The 16,105-nt window shown below is 62.6% G+C and carries 18 protein-coding genes and 1 pseudogene; 7 read left to right on the forward strand and 12 right to left on the reverse strand.

The features are described from left to right. From WBV42_RS15585 to WBV42_RS15595, 3 genes and pseudogenes are all read left to right on the forward strand, one after another. Positions 1–439 (forward strand): annotated as a pseudogene (locus tag WBV42_RS15585) (tryptophan synthase subunit beta); the annotation flags it as partial. Next, a complete protein-coding gene (trpA, locus tag WBV42_RS15590; protein ID WP_423986832.1) occupies positions 436–1,266 on the forward strand; it encodes a tryptophan synthase subunit alpha in 831 nt (276 codons plus the stop codon). The pseudogene WBV42_RS15585 and the gene trpA, both read left to right, overlap by 4 nt. 21 nt (positions 1,267–1,287) lie before the next feature. Continuing rightward, on the forward strand, positions 1,288–2,082 hold the full coding sequence (locus WBV42_RS15595; RefSeq protein WP_423986833.1) for a 2-amino-3,7-dideoxy-D-threo-hept-6-ulosonate synthase: 795 nt from the start codon (positions 1,288–1,290) through the stop codon (positions 2,080–2,082). A 3-nt stretch (positions 2,083–2,085) separates the two neighbouring features. On the opposite strand, the gene WBV42_RS15600 is transcribed toward WBV42_RS15595, so the two are convergent. Beyond that, positions 2,086–2,757: an HAD family hydrolase gene (locus tag WBV42_RS15600; RefSeq protein ID WP_423986834.1), complete on the reverse strand. Its 672-nt coding sequence runs from the start codon at positions 2,755–2,757 to the stop codon at positions 2,086–2,088. A 118-nt stretch (positions 2,758–2,875) separates the two neighbouring features. On the opposite strand from WBV42_RS15600, the gene WBV42_RS15605 reads away from it, so the two are divergent. Next, entirely contained in the window at positions 2,876–4,051 is a 1,176-nt protein-coding gene (locus tag WBV42_RS15605; RefSeq protein WP_423986835.1) for a 3-dehydroquinate synthase II, read from the forward strand. Here WBV42_RS15605 and WBV42_RS15610 read toward each other — a convergent pair. The 5 genes from WBV42_RS15610 to WBV42_RS15630 all read right to left on the reverse strand — a co-directional run bounded on the left by WBV42_RS15610 (position 4,038) and on the right by WBV42_RS15630 (position 7,820). Next, on the reverse strand, positions 4,038–4,466 hold the full coding sequence (locus WBV42_RS15610) for a DUF7575 domain-containing protein (protein ID WP_423986836.1): 429 nt from the start codon (positions 4,464–4,466) through the stop codon (positions 4,038–4,040). The genes WBV42_RS15605 and WBV42_RS15610 overlap by 14 nt on opposite strands. A gap of 108 nt (positions 4,467–4,574) precedes the next feature. Beyond that, entirely contained in the window at positions 4,575–4,958 is a 384-nt protein-coding gene (locus tag WBV42_RS15615) for a hypothetical protein (protein ID WP_423986837.1), read from the reverse strand. 110 nt (positions 4,959–5,068) lie between these two features. After that, entirely contained in the window at positions 5,069–5,743 is a 675-nt protein-coding gene (locus WBV42_RS15620) for a type I 3-dehydroquinate dehydratase (RefSeq protein WP_423986838.1), read from the reverse strand. A gap of 30 nt (positions 5,744–5,773) precedes the next feature. Beyond that, a complete protein-coding gene (locus WBV42_RS15625; protein WP_423986839.1) occupies positions 5,774–6,802 on the reverse strand; it encodes a DNA-methyltransferase in 1,029 nt (342 codons plus the stop codon). 55 nt (positions 6,803–6,857) lie between these two features. Then, positions 6,858–7,820 (reverse strand): transcription initiation factor IIB, encoded by a 963-nt coding sequence (locus tag WBV42_RS15630; protein ID WP_423986840.1) that lies wholly within the window; start codon positions 7,818–7,820, stop codon positions 6,858–6,860. A gap of 248 nt (positions 7,821–8,068) precedes the next feature. On the opposite strand from WBV42_RS15630, the gene WBV42_RS15635 reads away from it, so the two are divergent. Together WBV42_RS15635 and yjjX are read left to right on the forward strand one after the other, a co-directional pair. After that, positions 8,069–8,836: a cobalamin-binding protein gene (locus WBV42_RS15635; protein WP_423986841.1), complete on the forward strand. Its 768-nt coding sequence runs from the start codon at positions 8,069–8,071 to the stop codon at positions 8,834–8,836. A 38-nt stretch (positions 8,837–8,874) separates the two neighbouring features. After that, on the forward strand, positions 8,875–9,390 hold the full coding sequence (gene yjjX, locus WBV42_RS15640; RefSeq protein WP_423986842.1) for an inosine/xanthosine triphosphatase: 516 nt from the start codon (positions 8,875–8,877) through the stop codon (positions 9,388–9,390). Here yjjX and WBV42_RS15645 read toward each other — a convergent pair. Continuing rightward, positions 9,387–11,207: a flippase-like domain-containing protein gene (locus tag WBV42_RS15645; RefSeq protein ID WP_423986843.1), complete on the reverse strand. Its 1,821-nt coding sequence runs from the start codon at positions 11,205–11,207 to the stop codon at positions 9,387–9,389. The genes yjjX and WBV42_RS15645 overlap by 4 nt on opposite strands. 218 nt (positions 11,208–11,425) lie before the next feature. On the opposite strand from WBV42_RS15645, the gene WBV42_RS15650 reads away from it, so the two are divergent. Next, complete coding sequence (locus tag WBV42_RS15650) at positions 11,426–11,665, forward strand: DUF7123 family protein (RefSeq protein WP_066145204.1); 240 nt, start codon at positions 11,426–11,428, stop codon at positions 11,663–11,665. Positions 11,666–11,794: 129 nt separating this feature from the next. On the opposite strand, the gene WBV42_RS15655 is transcribed toward WBV42_RS15650, so the two are convergent. From WBV42_RS15655 to pyk, 5 genes are all read right to left on the reverse strand, one after another. Further along, entirely contained in the window at positions 11,795–12,409 is a 615-nt protein-coding gene (locus WBV42_RS15655) for a winged helix-turn-helix transcriptional regulator (protein WP_423986844.1), read from the reverse strand. 240 nt (positions 12,410–12,649) lie between these two features. Next, positions 12,650–13,843 carry an SPFH domain-containing protein gene (locus WBV42_RS15660; RefSeq protein WP_423986845.1) on the reverse strand — a complete coding sequence of 398 codons (1,194 nt, stop codon included), beginning with the start codon at positions 13,841–13,843 and terminating at the stop codon, positions 12,650–12,652. An 81-nt stretch (positions 13,844–13,924) separates the two neighbouring features. Continuing rightward, on the reverse strand, positions 13,925–14,482 hold the full coding sequence (locus WBV42_RS15665; RefSeq protein WP_423986846.1) for an NfeD family protein: 558 nt from the start codon (positions 14,480–14,482) through the stop codon (positions 13,925–13,927). Between the two features lie 38 nt (positions 14,483–14,520). After that, positions 14,521–14,703, reverse strand: coding sequence for a DUF7312 domain-containing protein (locus WBV42_RS15670; RefSeq protein ID WP_423986847.1), 183 nt, complete (start codon positions 14,701–14,703; stop codon positions 14,521–14,523). Positions 14,704–14,768: 65 nt separating this feature from the next. After that, the coding region (pyk, locus tag WBV42_RS15675) for a pyruvate kinase (RefSeq protein ID WP_423986848.1) at positions 14,769–16,105 on the reverse strand (1,337 nt) is incomplete at its 5' end.

The following is a 16,105-nucleotide window of genomic DNA, read 5'->3' on the forward strand; positions in this document are numbered from 1 at the left end:
GGACGAGGGCGTCGCACCGAATTCGGCCTCGCTTTCGACCGGCGAGGACGGCGTCCTCCACGGGGCGCGGACGAAACTGCTCCAGAGCGAGGACGGACAGATACTCGAATCCCACAGCGTGAGCGCGGGACTCGACTACTCCGGCGTCGGACCGGAACTCGCTCACCTCGTCGAAACCGGCCGAGTGACGCCGGTCAACGTCGACGACGACGCGGCCCTCGAAGCGTTCCACCGACTCTCGAAACTGGAGGGGATCATCCCCGCACTGGAGTCGAGTCACTCGGTTGCTTTCCTCGAAGAGGTAACGGACTTGGACGAGTTGGGCGACCTCGTTATCGTCAACGTCTCCGGACGCGGCGACAAGGACCTCGACACGGTCATCGAGGAGAGCGAGAAACGTGTCATCGACGCGGCACCCGGATTGGAGGTTTTTGAATGAGCCACTCGAAATCGGACCTCGAATCAGCCTTTGCGGACGAACCGGCCCTGATTCCGTACGTCGTCGCTGGCGACCCGGGTATCGAGGAGACGAAGGAGTACGTCCGGGCGCTCGTCCGCGGCGGCGCGGATGTGATCGAACTCGGCCTGCCGTTCTCGGAACCCATCGCGGACGGCCCGACGATTCAGAACGCCATCCAGCGCGCGTTGGACGGCGGGATGAACCCGCGAAAATATCTCGACCTCGTTTCGGAGTTGGACGTGGACGTTCCCATCGTCTGCATGACCTACTACAATTTGATTTACCAATATGGAGACGAGGAGGGCGTCGAAGCGTTCGTCTCCGCCGCCGCCGATGCCGGTATCGCGGGACTCATCGTTCCGGACCTCCCCGTGGAGGAGAGCGGTCCGCTCCGACTGGCGTGTGACGAATACGGACTCGATCTGGTGTTCATCGTCGCGCCGACGACGACCGATAGGCGCAAGCGACGCATCTCCACGCAAGCGTCCGGGTTCGTCTACGTGCAGGCCCGGATGGGAACGACGGGCGCACAGGAAGACGTGAGCGGCGATACGCACGAAAGCCTCCAACGACTGGCCGGAAGCGACTTGCCGAAGGCGGTCGGGTTCGGCGTGAGCGAGGGCGAACACGCCCGGGAGATCGTCTCGGCGGGCGCGGACGGCGTCGTCGTCGGGAGCGCGCTCGTCGACATCGTCGCCTCCGGCGAGGACGTCGCGGAACGCCTCGAAGCCAAAGCCGCTGAACTCAAATCCGGGGCACGCAAAGGGAGACAGGATATACCGGAACCGGAACGAACTTCAAACTAGATTGGGACTCTTTAACATACTATGGACACAGGAATCACAGCACGACTCGACCGAATCGGGTCCGACGGGCGCTACGTCATCGTCCCGATGGACCACGGCATCACACTGGGCGCGGTAAAGGGACTGAAAGACATCGAATCGACCATCGGCGCGGTGACGCGGGGCGGTGCCGACGCCGTCCTCACCCAGAAGGGAATCGCATCGCGCGTCCACGACCACAAGAACGACGCGGGGTACATCGTCCATCTGAACGCTTCTACCGTTATCGGCCCGGACTCGAACGACAAACGGATGACGGGGACTGTACAGGAGGCCATCGCGGCCGGGGCCGACGCCGTGTCCCTCCACCTCAACGTCGGCAGCAACTACGAACCCAAACAGATCACCGACCTTGCGGAGGTCTGCGATACGGCGAGCAAGTTCGGGATACCCGTCCTCGCCATGTCCTACGCTCGCGGACCGGGGATCGACGAACACGACGCCGAAAGCCTCGGCCACGCGGTACGATTGGCGGAGGAACTCGGCGCTGACGTGGTGAAGACGGCCTACAGCGGCGACCCCGAGAGCTTCGAGCACGTCGTGGAATCGACGCGCCTCCCCGTCGTCATCGCCGGTGGTGCGCCCGAGGGCGACAAGGCAACCCTCGAAGCGGTTCGCGGCGCGATGGACGCCGGGGGCGCGGGCGTCTCCATCGGCCGGTCGGTCTTCCAGCACGACGATCCGGAAGCCATCGCACGGGCGGTTTCGGGCGTCGTCCACGACGACCTCTCCGCCGAGGACGCGCTGGACGAAGCGGGGCTGTCGGTCGAAGTCTGATTTCTACAGGATAGTCGGAAATTCCGCGAGCGACGGGAGCGTGTACATCGGTTCGGGGGTTGGATTCGTGACCCGTTCTTCGTAGGGGACCCACACGGAGTCGATACCGAAAGCGTTCGCCCCAGCCACGTCCGCGCGGAGCGAATCGCCGACGTGGATCGTGTTTTCGGCTTTCACGTCGAGTTCGCTCAGGGCACGCTCGAACGGCGTCGGGTCCGGTTTCGGCGGAACCCCGCCGCGAGGGTCGACGAAGACGTGCGTGTCGAAGGCGTCGGTAATCCCGAGCGTTTCCAGTTTGACGGTCTGGGTCTCCTCGTCCCCGTTCGTCACGAGGGCGACGTTCGTCTCGCTGGCCGCTTCCAGCGCCGCTTTCGCGCCGGGGCGAAACGAAACCGCTGAATGGTCGAGGCACGCCTCGTACGCGGAGGCGAGTTCCGAAGCGTGTGCGTCCTCGACACCCGCGTTCCGAGCGGTGGCGTCGAAACAGAATTTGTAGAACTCGTGTGGCGTTTCGGCGGTCGGGATGCCGTCCACTGCCGCGACGATATCGTCGAGCGTACAGTACTGTTCGACGGAAACGCGGTCGAACGCCTCCGCGACGAGTGCCTCCTCGTCTTGGTCCGAGACGCACAGCGTCGAATCGAGGTCGAAGAGGATCGCATCGAGATCAGTCATTTGGTAGTGATATTCGAGACGGAAGAAAAACCTACTGAGTGCGAACTTGCGACGACAACGATGGCAAGAAGTTGCGGATTCCGCCACGTTCAAGCCATACGACTGCGAGCGATTCAGCATGACACGCTCCGTATGGTTGAAAGCCGACGACAGCGTCGGCGATTGGGAGACTCGACGCAAACGAATCACGGCCGGTTTGGAAGCCGGTGTGGACTGGATTTTGGTCGATGATGACGATGTCGAGCACGTTCGAGAACTCGGTGACGTGAACGTGGCGGCGTTCCATAGCGATGGGGACATCCACGTCTTCGACGCGGAGGAGGACGGAGGCGAGCGCGAGCGCGCCGACGCCCGAATCGTCGGAAAGAACGGCGAAGGAGATGGGACGGTAGACCTCCCCTCGGATTTCTCCGGCTCCGCCGACCTCTCGACGCTCAGGCGTGAGGACGAGGCGGAAGGTGCCTACGTCCGAATTCTGGGCGAGGAGTACGAATCGTTCGCCCAAGCCGCGGCGGAGGACGCCGACTATACCGTCATCGTCGGCGAGGACTGGACCATCATCCCGCTCGAAAACCTCATCGCGCGCATCGGCGAGGAGACGGAACTCGTCGCGGGTGTCACGAACGCCGAGGAGGCACGGACCGCCTTCGAGACGCTGGAACTCGGCGCTGACGCCGTGCTGTTGGACAGCGACAACCCGGACGAGATTCGCTCGACGGTGGAGGTGCGCGACGCCGCCGAACGCGAGACGCTGGAGTTGGAGTGGGGTGAAGTCCTCGCCATCGAACAAACCGGCAGCGCGGACCGCGTCTGTGTTGATACCGGCTCGTTGATGGAACACGACGAGGGGATGCTCGTCGGGTCGATGTCCCGCGGTCTCTTCTTCGTCCACGCCGAGACGGCCGAATCGCCTTACGTCGCCTCACGCCCGTTCCGGGTGAACGCGGGCGCGGTTCACGCCTACGTCCGCGTCCCCGACGGCGGAACGAAATACCTCGCTGAACTCCAAAGCGGTGACGAGGTCCAGTTGGTCGATACCGACGGCAACACCCGCGAAGCGGTGGTCGGTCGGGTGAAGATCGAGAAGCGGCCCATGTTCCGAGTTCAGGTGGAAACGAAGGACGGCGACCGGGTGGAGACGCTACTGCAGAACGCCGAAACCATCAAAGTCGCCACGCCGGACGGGAGAAAGGCCGTGACGGACCTCGACGTCGGCGATGAGGTCAAACTTTTCTTGGAGGGCGGCGCACGGCACTTCGGCGAGAGCGTCGAAGAGAGTATTATCGAGCAGTAGATTCGGCGTCTATCGACGACGAACACCACTGACAAAAGTCGAACTCCGGATCCACTTTTCGGCCGCAGTTGGGACAGCGTATCGTCCCGTCCGCCGCCTCTTGGACGACGCGGTTGTTCCGAACTGCGGACCAGTACGCATCGATGATGTTACACACCGAGACGAACAGGAGCGGGAGGGAGACATCGAAGCCGAGGTTCCGGGTCGCCTGTGAGTAGGCGGCCATGTCGTTGTTCTGAATCGCGACGGATAGCTCGTTAGCCACCGCTGGAGGGATGAAGAAGTAGGCAGTGAGCAACATGAATCCGAACCAGAGGAACCCGCGAAGCCACTGACGGAGGTAGAAATGCCCCAATCCCGGATAGACGAAGGAACCGAGGGCAGCGAGCCATGGGCGTTTTTTCTTCCGTGTCACTAGTCGTTGATAGCTGACGGAGTGTGTTAAACTCTTCCGATGTGGTGAGTTGCCCGGGTATCCCCTCGAAAAACGAGAGTCAGCGAACGTAGTGGAGGGGTGGTCGGTTCACTGAAAGTGCCATCCGGCGGCCTCGCCGAGCTCGCGGAACGTCCTCCTGACGGCGCTCAGGCCGAGGAGGTTCGCGAGTCCGAAGACCACGAAAAGGAGGCCGCCGAACGCATAGCTCGGGTCCGCAGGTTGGGCGAGGGTCGTCCAGAGGAGAACCATCACACCGGTCGCCGCGAGGGGGAGCGAAATCGCGCCACGATAGCGAGACGTGTGGTGAACTTCGAGGAACGCGACGCCGATAGCTGCGAGGAGGGATACGAGTCCGACGCTCGATGCGTGGAGTCCGGCGGCCGCACCGAGGAAAACGCCGAACCCGCCGACGAGGGTGGCGACTCCGCTCAGGTGGGAGCGACGCCGTTTGATGGTATGAGTAGTGACCATATGTTCGAGTACGGTTCATTACGTTATCATTTTTTCCCTCGACGGCTGGCGTGTGACAATCGGATCGTCGTGCGCGACGGTCGTGGGATAGAAAGGAGGCTTCTCCCGAGCTATTCCCCTCGCAACTCGTCCACAAGCCGCGACAGGGTGGCCAAATCGTACTGCCCCGGCGCGGTCGCGTCGGACGGGTCGAGGGGCGCGTAGCCGATTCTCGACCCGTAGATGGGGGCGACTGCCCGCGAGTGGCGGCCGACTTCGCCCATGGCGAGGGTGGCGACGGTTCGGCCGTATTCCGTGAGGAGGTTCGTCATGCGGAGTACGTCGAGTACGTCCGAACGGGAGTGGGCGGTGACGGCGAGTTTTCCCACGTCGGCGTGGTCGGTACAGTTTTCGAGCAGTTCGCGCATCCGTTTCTGGGAGGGCGTCGCCTCGAAATCGTGGACCGAAGCGACGACGAGCGCGTCGTTGTCGCGTGCGTGGGCGGCGGCTTCCTTGCCCTGCTCCGTGAGCAGAGTTTCGAGTTCGATGTCCACCGCGACGGCTGACGGATGTTCGGCGGCTTCAGCCAGGTCGTCCAGTCGCTCGTCACCGGTGGCCTCGCCGCCCTCCCACGCGACGCGGTTGGTGACGAGGATGGGGAGTTCGCCGTCGTAGGCGGACAACGACGGGAGGGGGTCGTCCGCGAGGTCCATCCGAAACTCCACGAGGTCCGCGTGGTCGCGGGCAGGAGGTTCGTCGCCGAGGTCGGCCGTGCTCACGGCGAGCGAAAAGGAATCGAAGTTCATGGCTTCGAATTCGCGTCGATGAATAAAAGATTACTCGGAGTACGGTTCGTGTGTGGCGAAAAATCGCGTCCCGTCGCGTTCCACGTCGCTCACCTCGTACAGCAAAATATCCCGTTCCTGGGCGGTCTTGACGGGGAAGTCGTAGTTACGGGCGTCATATTTGAGCAGTCCGTCGTGGTCGGAAACGAACTCGCGGTGGTCGTCGAGTCGTTCGCCGACGATTTCGCGTGAGAGTTCCTCGACGGCGGCGACCCGCTCCGCGAACAGTTCCGTGAAGTCGGCTTCGAGTTCGTAACCGACGGAATTTCGCCCGGCGACCATCGCGGCGAGCGAGGTGGTTCCGGTTCCCCAAAACGGGTCAAAAACCGTGTCGCCGTAGACGGAAAACATGGAGATGAGGCGGTACGGGAGTTCGAACGGGAACGCCGCCGAACGCTCGCGGAGGTCGCCGTGGTCCAGCAACTGCTCCTCGCCGCGGACGTTCGTCCAGAGGTCGGAAAACCACTCGTTTCGCTCCTCCCAGAAGTACACCGACTCGTAGCGGTGGTCGATACCGGGTTCGAATTCGCGGGTGTCGCCATTACGGAAGACGAGGAGGTATTCGTGTTCGAGTGCGGTGTACGCGTTCGGCGGGAGCATCCCCGACCCCATGAACTTCGTCAAGCGGTTCGACGGCTTGCGCCAGAGAATGTCGGGGAGGGGTTTGAGTCCCCGCTCGCGGAGATGGCGGAGCACTCGGGCGTGGTTGGGAAACGACTGGAAGGTTCCGTCCACCTTCCGCGTCGCATCGCCGACGTTTACCACCGCGATCCCGCCGGGCTTCAACACGCGGGTGACTTCGGCCCAGACGGCGTCGAGTTCGTCGTGCATCAACTCGAATGCGGTATCGCCGTCGCCTCGCTCCAGCGCGGTTTCGATGGCGGAGTTCACCTCGCCGAACAGGTCGTCCCACATCTCTATCATCGGATAGGGGGGCGACGTGACGACGAGATCCATCGAATCGTCGGGAAGCGAGTTGTCGCGTGCATCACCGACGTGAATCTCGTGCTCGGTTTCCATTGCAGTAGCTGCCTGAATGTATCGGCGCGGCGTAAAAACCTCTTTTCAAACTCGTCTACAGCGCAACGGTTCCTTCTTCGGCTTCGAGCAGCTCGTGATAGCGGTTTCGGATGGTGACTTCGCTGATGTCGGCCACGTCGCTGACCTCGGCCTGCGTGGTCTTCTCGTTGGTCAACAGCGCGGCGGCGTAGACGGCGGCCGCGGCGAGTCCGACGGGCGATTTCCCGCTGTGAACGCCCTGTTCCTTCGCGTTGCGGAGGAGTTCGCGGGCGCGATGTTCTGCCTCGTCCGAGAGTTCGAGTCCGGACGCGAATCGCGGGACGTAGCTCTCGGGGTCGGCGGGTTTGACTTCGAGGCTGAGTTCGCGCACGACATAGCGGTAGGTTCGTGCGACTTCGCTCTTCTCGACGCGGCTGACCTCGGTGATCTCGTCCAAACTGCGCGGCACACCGGCCTGTCGGGCGGCGGCGTACACACACGAGGTCGAAACGCCCTCGATGGAACGGCCCGGCAGGAGGTCCTCGTTCAGTGCACGGCGGTAAATGACGCTGGCCATCTCGCGGACGTTGTCCGGGAGGCCGAGCGCGCTCGCCATGCGGTCGATTTCGCCGAGCGCCTGCTTGAGGTTGCGTTCCTTGCTGTCGCGGGTGCGGAAGCGCTCGTTCCACTTGCGGAGGCGCTGCATCTTCTCGCGCTGGCGGGAGCCGAGCGAGTTACCGTAGGCGTCCTTGTTTCGCCAGTCGATGTTGGTCGAGAGCCCCTTGTCGTGCATCGTGTTCGTCGTCGGCGCGCCGACGCGGGACTTCTCGTTTTTCTCCTTGGCGTCGAATGCGCGCCACTCCGGCCCGCGGTCGACGTTATCCACTTCGACGACCAGACCACAGTCTTCACAAATCGTTTCGCCCTGGCCCGAATCGGCGATGAGCTTGCCGCTACATTCGGGGCAGGTTTGGCCTTTCTGCCCGCTTTTCTCTACTTCGGATTCGTTGCTTCTCGTTCGAATACTCGTGTTTTGCATGTGCAGTACCTCCTCAGAGGGAGCGTCGGCTACCGGGCAGGTTAATCCCGAAAAACCCGGATACCGCAGTCTTAACTCGTGGTTATGACGAAAGGTACTTAAAGAATTCGTTTTTGACGCCCCGTGAGTTCGTGAAACAGTCACACGGGGCGTGAAGTCGCCGTTTGGCGTCAACCGAGCGAAATGTTTAAGAAGGGATTACCGTCCGGTAACGAACTGTTTACTCACACCAGAACGAATCGACTCCCATGGAGTCAGCCCGCGTCGTGTCGCTCGCACCGAGTGTCACCGAAATCGTATGGGAACTCGACGCGACAGACATGCTCGTCGGCGTCACGCACCACTGCGGAGTCGATTCGGACGACGTTCCCGCAGTCGGCGGGTGGCTGAACCCGGATTACGAGGCGATTCGAGCGTGTGACCCGGACCTCGTCGTGACGACGGACTCGTTACAAGCGGACGTGCGCGACGAACTCCGCGACCGTGACTACCGCGTCGTTCACGTCGATCCGCGAACGCTCGGCGACGTCATCGACTCGTTCGCGACGGTCGGCCGGGCACTCGGGAAACCGCAAGCGGGACACGACCTCGCGTGGCGTGCCCGGAGTCGTATCGAACGCGTTCGCCGACTGGTGCGCGGGCGGCCGAGACCGACCGTCTACTGCGAGGAGTGGTCCGAGCCACCGACCGCCGCCGGAAACTGGGTTCCCGATGCGGTGCGGGCCGCTGGCGGGGAGTATCCGTTTCTGCCAGCGGGGGAGCGCTCCCGCGAAGTGGGTTCGGCGGACGTCGAGGCGGCGAACCCGGAACACGTGTTCCTCCACGTCTGCGGACGAGGGGAGCGAAGCGACCCCGAGGCCGTTCTCGACCGTGAGTGGGAAATTCCGGCGGTCGAGAACGATGCCGTCCACGTCCTCGATGACTCGCTGTTGAACCAGTCGAGTCCGCGACTGCTCGATGGCATCGAGACGATGGCCCGGATACTGCACCCGGACGCCATCGAGCCAAACGACTGAGTAGCAATCACCAAGTCGGCGGACGAGAGACGACGACCATGCGAATCGGAGTCGGCAGTGGAAACCCAGTGAAAGTGGCCGCAGTGGAAGCCGCCCTCGGCGGGCGATTCGACGCTCTCGTCGAATCCGACCCCGTCGAGTCGGGGGTCGCGGAACAACCGTTCGGAGAAGGGGAGACCGTCGAGGGAGCGGAGAATCGCGCCCGGCGAGTCGTCCGTTCCGGCGAGTACGACCTCGGCGTCGGTTTGGAAGGCGGCGTCGCCGAGGTTTCGGGAACGGACGGATTGTATCTCATCATGTGGGCCGCCGTGACGGACGGCGAGACGATGGGCCACGGTGCCGGACCGCGACTAAAGCTTCCGGAATCGGTCGCCGAACGGATACGGGACGGCGAGGAACTCGGACCGGTGATGGACGACACCCTCGGCGAGGACGACGTGGCGAAAAAGCAGGGTGCAGCGGGGGCGCTCACGGACGGAATCATCGACCGACAGGAAGCGTTGGAACACGCGGTGGCGGGGGCGCTCGCCCCGTTCGTCACCGAATTCTATTAATCGTCGAGCGAGGCCGGTTCCTCGACCGACACGTCGCGTCCCTCCTCGACCGCTTGGGTCAGCGAGACGTTGAGCGAGAACATCGACCCGACGCCGCCGACGAGCGTGACGACGTTCTTCACCGCGTGGTCGACGATAGCCGCGCCGAGTGCGACCTCCCACGGAATCGGGGTCAGACCCGCGACGAAGACCGTGAACGCGGCCTCGTACAGGCCAACGCCGCCGGGTGACAGCGGAAGGACCTTGGCGAGGTTGCCGACGCTGACGGCGAAGAAGCCGATGGCGACCAGCGTGACGAGGGTCAGCGACACGTCGCGGAACGCGGTCAGCACGAGGATGGCCGTCAGCACGTCGAGCGACCAGATCGCGAGACTGCTCAGACCGACGCTCGCGAAGGCTTCACGGTCGTTTGCGACCATCTGCACGTCGCCGGTGAAGCGCTCCACGATGCCCGCGATGTGGTTCGCGTACGAGTCGGAACTGACCCGCGTGACGAACGAACGGACGAGGTTGCTGTCCGAACGTGCGCTGGCGATGATGACGGCGACTGCCGCGATTGCGAGGACGCCGACACCGGCGGCGACGTACACCGCGGTTCGTGCCGCATCCGCGTGTTTCGCACCGGTGACGGCCTGTACGATGGTGGCCGCCTGTCCCGTCACGGTCAGTCCGATGAGGACGACACCGGCGAGGACGGTTATCGTCAGCAGGTCGAACACCCGTTCGACCGCAAGCGACGCAAAGCCGGACGGGTACGGGATGTTGCGCCGGGCCTTCATCACGTAGGCACGGACGCCGTCACCGAGTCGGGCGGGGAACACGAGGTTCCCGGTCTGGCTGATGAATATCGCGCCGGTGAGGAAACCGGTGCTTTCGGTGTAACCGAGTTTTTCGAGGATGTTCTTGTACCGAACGCCGCGGAGCGGCCACGAGAACACGTACACCACGGCCGCGAGAGCGACCAGTGCGAGGTTCGCGTGCTCCATCTGGTCGAGCACCTTCCCGAGCGGGAGGTATCGACCCATCAGCGCGACGGCGATGATGGTCAACAGGACCCCGACGGCGATGGAGACGCCGCGGGTGATTCGCGGTACGACGGTGAACTCCCACCAACAGCGACCGATCTGGCTCCCCATGCCGAACACGTCGCGGACGAGGTCCACCTTTGTGTCGCCCTTCGGCGTCCAGTCCACGGAGAACTCCTTTATTTCGTAGCCCTTGCGCTGTGCCCGAACGAGGACTTCCGTGTCCCAGAACCAGTGGTTGTCCCCGACGTCCGCGAGCACGTCGAACAGGGCGGTCCGGTCGAACGCCTTGAACCCACACTGGTGGTCACGAAGGTCCGAACGGAGGAACAGACGCGTCAACCCGTTGAAACCACGGCTCGCAACGTCACGTTTCGCCGGGCGGTCGGCGACGTTTTCGGGCATCCACCGCGACCCCGTCGCGAAGTCGTACTCGCCTGAACGGACACTCTCGACCAATTCTTCGAGATGTCGCATGTCCGTCGCGAGGTCGGTGTCGAAGTAGACGAGTGTCTCTCCGTTTGACTCTTCGAATGCGCGATTCAATGCTCCTCCGCGTCCCAACCGTTCGTCACTGTGGAAGTGGCGAACCCGTTTGTCCTGGGCCGCCATTCGGTCTGCGATTTCCGGCGTTCGGTCGTCACAGCCGTCTTCGGCAACGATCACTTCGAAACTATCTGGAGGGAGAAACGATTCCAATGTGTCGAGGGTTGTCTCGACGGTGTTCTCTATGGTCGCCTCCTCGTTGTACGACGGAAGGACGACGCTCACCTCTACAGAACCACCGCTCATTATGGAACTGTCTCACCCTCGCACCGTAAGTAGCTTCTGGGCCACGATTGTCATGAGTCAGAGCGACACATGCCGCGAAACGTGGCGTTAACCAACCGTACCAACCACCCCCGCGGGAGGAATTATATTCACATATATTTTCACAGAAATCACAAGAGGGCGTGGCGTTAACCGCTCGTACCAAACCCACTAAGGTCGTATCCATCTTCTACAGTAGTATGAGCACCACGACTGCTGGTACGACGACGCTTACTGACAAACAACAGCGAATTCTCCGTTACCTTCGTGAAAACGGCACGACAAAAACCTACTTCAAGTCCCGACTCATCGGCGACGAACTCGGGCTGACCGCGAAGGAAGTCGGCACGAACATGACCGCAATCGCGGACGGAAACTTCGACGTGGAAGTCGAGAAGTGGGGCTACTCCTCCTCCACGACGTGGAAAGTCAGCGCATAATCGCGACGCGTCGTCCCAGTCGGTTTTCCGCCCGGCACCGGCCGGGCCCGTCATCCATTCATCTTCCCGAAAGTCGTTACTCCCAAACGAAACGGAAACGACGATAAGATGTCGAGAAACGGCCGATTTTCAGGGATCGAACGAAATCAGATTCGATGCTTCACCGGCGAACTGCTCCGCGTTCGCATCGAACGAATCAGCGTAGCGGACCAGCAGTGTGATGAGCGTTTCCGGGTGTCGAACGGCGTAGCCGTTCTCACGCGAGAGCAGGCCTTTTTCGTCCAAATCGGCGGCGTATTTGCTCACCGTCGGTCGGGAAACGTCGAGCGCGGCCGCGAGGTCACTGCCGGTCGCGTCGGGATTGCGGAGCAGTTCGATCATCATTCCGCGCGGCGTGTCCCGTCGGAGATAGCCCAACGCGACCTGTTCGAACGCCGAAAACTGTTTGGCCGGGAAGAAGCGCCGGTAATCGCCATCCCGGTGACTTTCGACCACGCCGAGTTCCACCAGTTGCCGGAGGTGGTGTTGTGTCTCGCCGGTGCCGAGTTGCAGGTCATCGCGTACCTTCGAGAAATGAGCGCCCGGTGTCGTCGTGACGTAGCCCGCGATCGCGTCGCGGGCTTCGCTCTGCCCGCCGGAATGGTTCCCCTCGGCGAGTTTTGCGAGCGGCGCGGCAGCCCCTAAAACCGCAAAGCGGCGAAGGGTGGCGCGCTTATTTTCATCGACGTTCCCGTGCTTAACCATCTATACATCGGTACAACCGGGGAACGTAAAACAGCTTCGTTTGGGAGACAATTACAATCGAGTGGTTCCGAGCAGGGCGAGAAGTACGATAGGTGTCAAAATATCAGTAATCAAAATCACGATCACGTTACCCGAACTCCGGTCGTCGTTCACTCGACCGTCACGGCGTGAGCCATATTGGCGTGTCGGCGTGTGAAAACGGCGTCGTAGTCGATACGCGGGAAAATGGAGGGGGGCTGTTTACTCGACTTCGGTTTCGAGTTCGGTCTCTTCCTTCGACTCGGGTTCCTCGACTTCGTCGGATTCCATCTCGCCGCCCATTTCGGCGTCCATCTCCTCGATGACCTCGTCGGCGCTCTTGATTTGGGCCTTGTCCTCGCCTTCTTTGATGGCCTGTGCCTGTTTCTCCATCTCCTCGACGTCCATCTCGGCTTCCTCGTCGATCTGGCCGAGGATTTCGTCGATATCGTCGAGACCGAGCAGTTCGCGGGTCTCGCCGTCGAAGTCGAGGCTGTCCAACTGCGACTCTCCTTCTTTCACGTCGCTTCCGGTCAGGTGCTTGCCGTAGCGGCCGACCAGCGAGGAGAGTTCCTGCGGGAGGACGAACGTCGTGGACTCGCCCTCACCGATGGCTTGGAGCGTCTCCATTCCCTTCTCGATGACGGCGCGTTCACCCATCGACTCGGCGGACTTCGCGCGAAGCACGGTCGAAACCGCATCACCCTGTGCTTCGAGGATCTGGCTCTGCTTTTCACCTTGCGCGCGGATGATGTTGGACTGCTTGTCACCCTCCGCCGTCTCGATGGCGCTGCGGCGTTCACCCTGCGCTTCGAGGATCATGGCACGGCGTTTCCGTTCGGCGCTAGTCTGTTGCTCCATCGCCTGCTGGACGTCCTTGGACGGGTTGACCTCACGGACCTCGACGCTCTCGACGCGAATCCCCCACTCGTCCGTGGGTTCGTCGAGTTCGCGGCGGATCTTCGCGTTGATCTCCTGTCGCTTGTTGAGCGTGTCGTCGAGTTCCATGTCACCGAGGACGGCACGAAGCGTCGTCTGGGCGAGGTTCGAGACGGCGCGCTTGTAGTCCTCGACTTCGAGGAACGCCTTCTTCGCGTCCATCACCTTGATGTAGACGACGGCGTCGGCGGTCACGGGCGAGTTGTCGCGCGTGATGGCCTCCTGTCGCGGCACGTCGAGCGTCTGTGTCCGCATATCGAAGCGGTAGGTCTTGCTGACGAACGGCGGCACGAAGTTGATACCCGGTTCGAGGAGTTTTCGGTACTCCCCGAAGACGGTTAGAGCGCGCTTCTCGGTCGCCTGCACGATTTCGACGGCCTGCCAGACCGTAACGATAACGAGCAGTAACAACAACAGTGCGACGATCATTAGCCCCCCAGTCAGTGGGGCGCTCTGCAGGGGTATTGTGGGCAGCATTACGTTCGGATGTTGGGATACATACTTGTTAAGTATTCTGCTACTTTATCCTATATGATCCGACAATAAAAGGGAGGATAATTACAGTTCCTCGGTTTCCCGCTCCGCACGGTCCGTTTCCGCTCGGTTCGCGTCGGCCCGTCCGCGTGCGAGTTCACGGTCGATGGGGTCCTCGATGAAATCGACGGGTTCGACCGTGACGACGTTCCCGCCGCCGGGGTCCATGACCATCACTTCCGTTCCTTCCGGAATCTCGCCGTCCATGGTTCGGGCGGCGTAGTAGGGGTTGAAGCCGCCGCTATCCAGTTTCACCTGTCCTTCCGAACGCGTCACGCGCTCAGTCACTTGGCCGGTGGTCCCTTTCAAGGAGTCTGAATCCTTCGTCCTCCCGGACCCCTTGCCGCCGTAGAGGTCGAGGTGACGATAGCCGTAGAACGAGATCGCGCCGAACGCGAGGACGAGGAACGAGAGCACGAACGGTTGGGCAAGCGGCGGAAAGAGGAACGCGACCAATCCGGCGAGCAGGAGCGCGATGCCGACGACGATGAAGTGTGCGCCGGGAATGAGCGCTTCCGCCAACGTGAGCCCCGCGCCCGCGATGACGAGCAAGAGCGCGAGCGAATCGAAGGGCGATGCCATGGTTGGGGGTTGGTGTCGAACGATTAAGGGTTTGTGGGTTACGCGACCCCGATGGCGTGGAGAAAGACGAACAGAACGGTAAGGGCACCGAGGAGAACGAACAGCACGTTCTCGGCCGATGGGGACCCCGGTTCGAGGGGTTCCTCCTCGGAGAATATGTCGGATGGCGTGTCGTCGGCATCCTCACCGACGTCCTCCACGTCGTACTTCCAGTCGGACATACGTCAAGATACGCGACGGGCAACCAAAAGGCTGGCTACGAAAAGACGGACGACGAAAAATCGGATTACGACCGGTCGGAGGAGCGGACGTCGCCCTCGTACACGACGCCGCGTTCGGCGTCGAGGGTGACTTCGTCGCCGTCGTCGACGGTTGGGCCGAGCGGTGCGCCGCTTATCATCGGGATGTCGAGTTCGCGCGCGACCAGTGCCGGGTAGCCGGTCATTCCCGGGCGAGAGTCCACGATGCCAGCGATACGTCCGGTATCGCCGGTGAACTCGCCGTCGAAGTTCGGTTCGAGGACGAGAATCCCGCCGTCGGTGATCTCCGAGAGGTCGCCGGTCGAGGAGCGCGAGACCGGACCGGCGGCCTGGCCGCGAACGACACTGCGTCCGGTGGCGATGGTTTCGGCGGCGACGTGGACCTTCAGCATGTTCGCCGTATCCGAGCCGTCGAGTTCGCTCATCATGCCCGTGAGGACGACGACGGTATCGCCGCTTTCGGCGACCCCGGCATCGAGCGCGGCTTGGACGCCGTCCTCGACGATGTTCTCCACGCTGTGACCGAGGTCGGTGTACTGGGCGTTGACACCCCATGATAGGGCGAGCGTGCGTCGAACCCGGTCGTTCGGCGTCGTCGCCACGATGGGCACGCCGGGGCGGAACTTCGCCACCTTCAGTGCGGTGTACCCGGATTCGCTGGCGGCGACCACGGCACTCGCGCCGATGTCGCGGGCCAGATAACGGGCGGAGCGAGCGATGGCGTCCGTTCGTGTCTCGTCACCGGCCGGAACGCGCTGTTCGAGCGTCTCCGCGTACTCGTCGCTCCCTTCGGCTTCGCGAACGATCCTGTCCATCGTCTCCACGACGCGGACGGGGTGCTCGCCGATCGCCGTCTCGCCCGAGAGCATGACGGCGTCCGTGCCGTCGAGGACGGCGTTGGCCACGTCGGAGGCCTCCGCGCGCGTGGGGCGACGGGAGTGAACCATCGAATCAAGCATCTCGGTCGCGGTGATGACGGGGACGCCCGCCTGCTGGCACGTCCGGATGATGCGCTTTTGGATCATCGGCACGTCCTCCATCGGGCACTCGACGCCGAGGTCACCGCGCGCGACCATCACGCCGTAGGCCGCGTCGACGATTTCCTCCAGATTGTCGACCGCGCCGCTCCGCTCGATTTTGGCGATGATAGGAATGTCGGCACCGAACTCCTCCAGCACCTTGCTGATCTCGTAGACGTCGTCCGCGTCACGGACGAAGCTCGCGGCGACGAAGTCCACGCCCTTCTCGGCCGCGAGTTGCAGGTCGTTTCTGTCCTTCTCGGTGACGACGCTCAGCCCCAGTTCGACGCCGGGGACGTTGACGCCCTTTCGGCTGCTGAGGTCGCCGCCGCTCACGACGTGTG

Origin of the sequence: Haladaptatus sp., assembly GCF_049589095.1 — an archaeon.
Classification (GTDB): Archaea; Halobacteriota; Halobacteria; order Halobacteriales; family Haladaptataceae; genus Haladaptatus.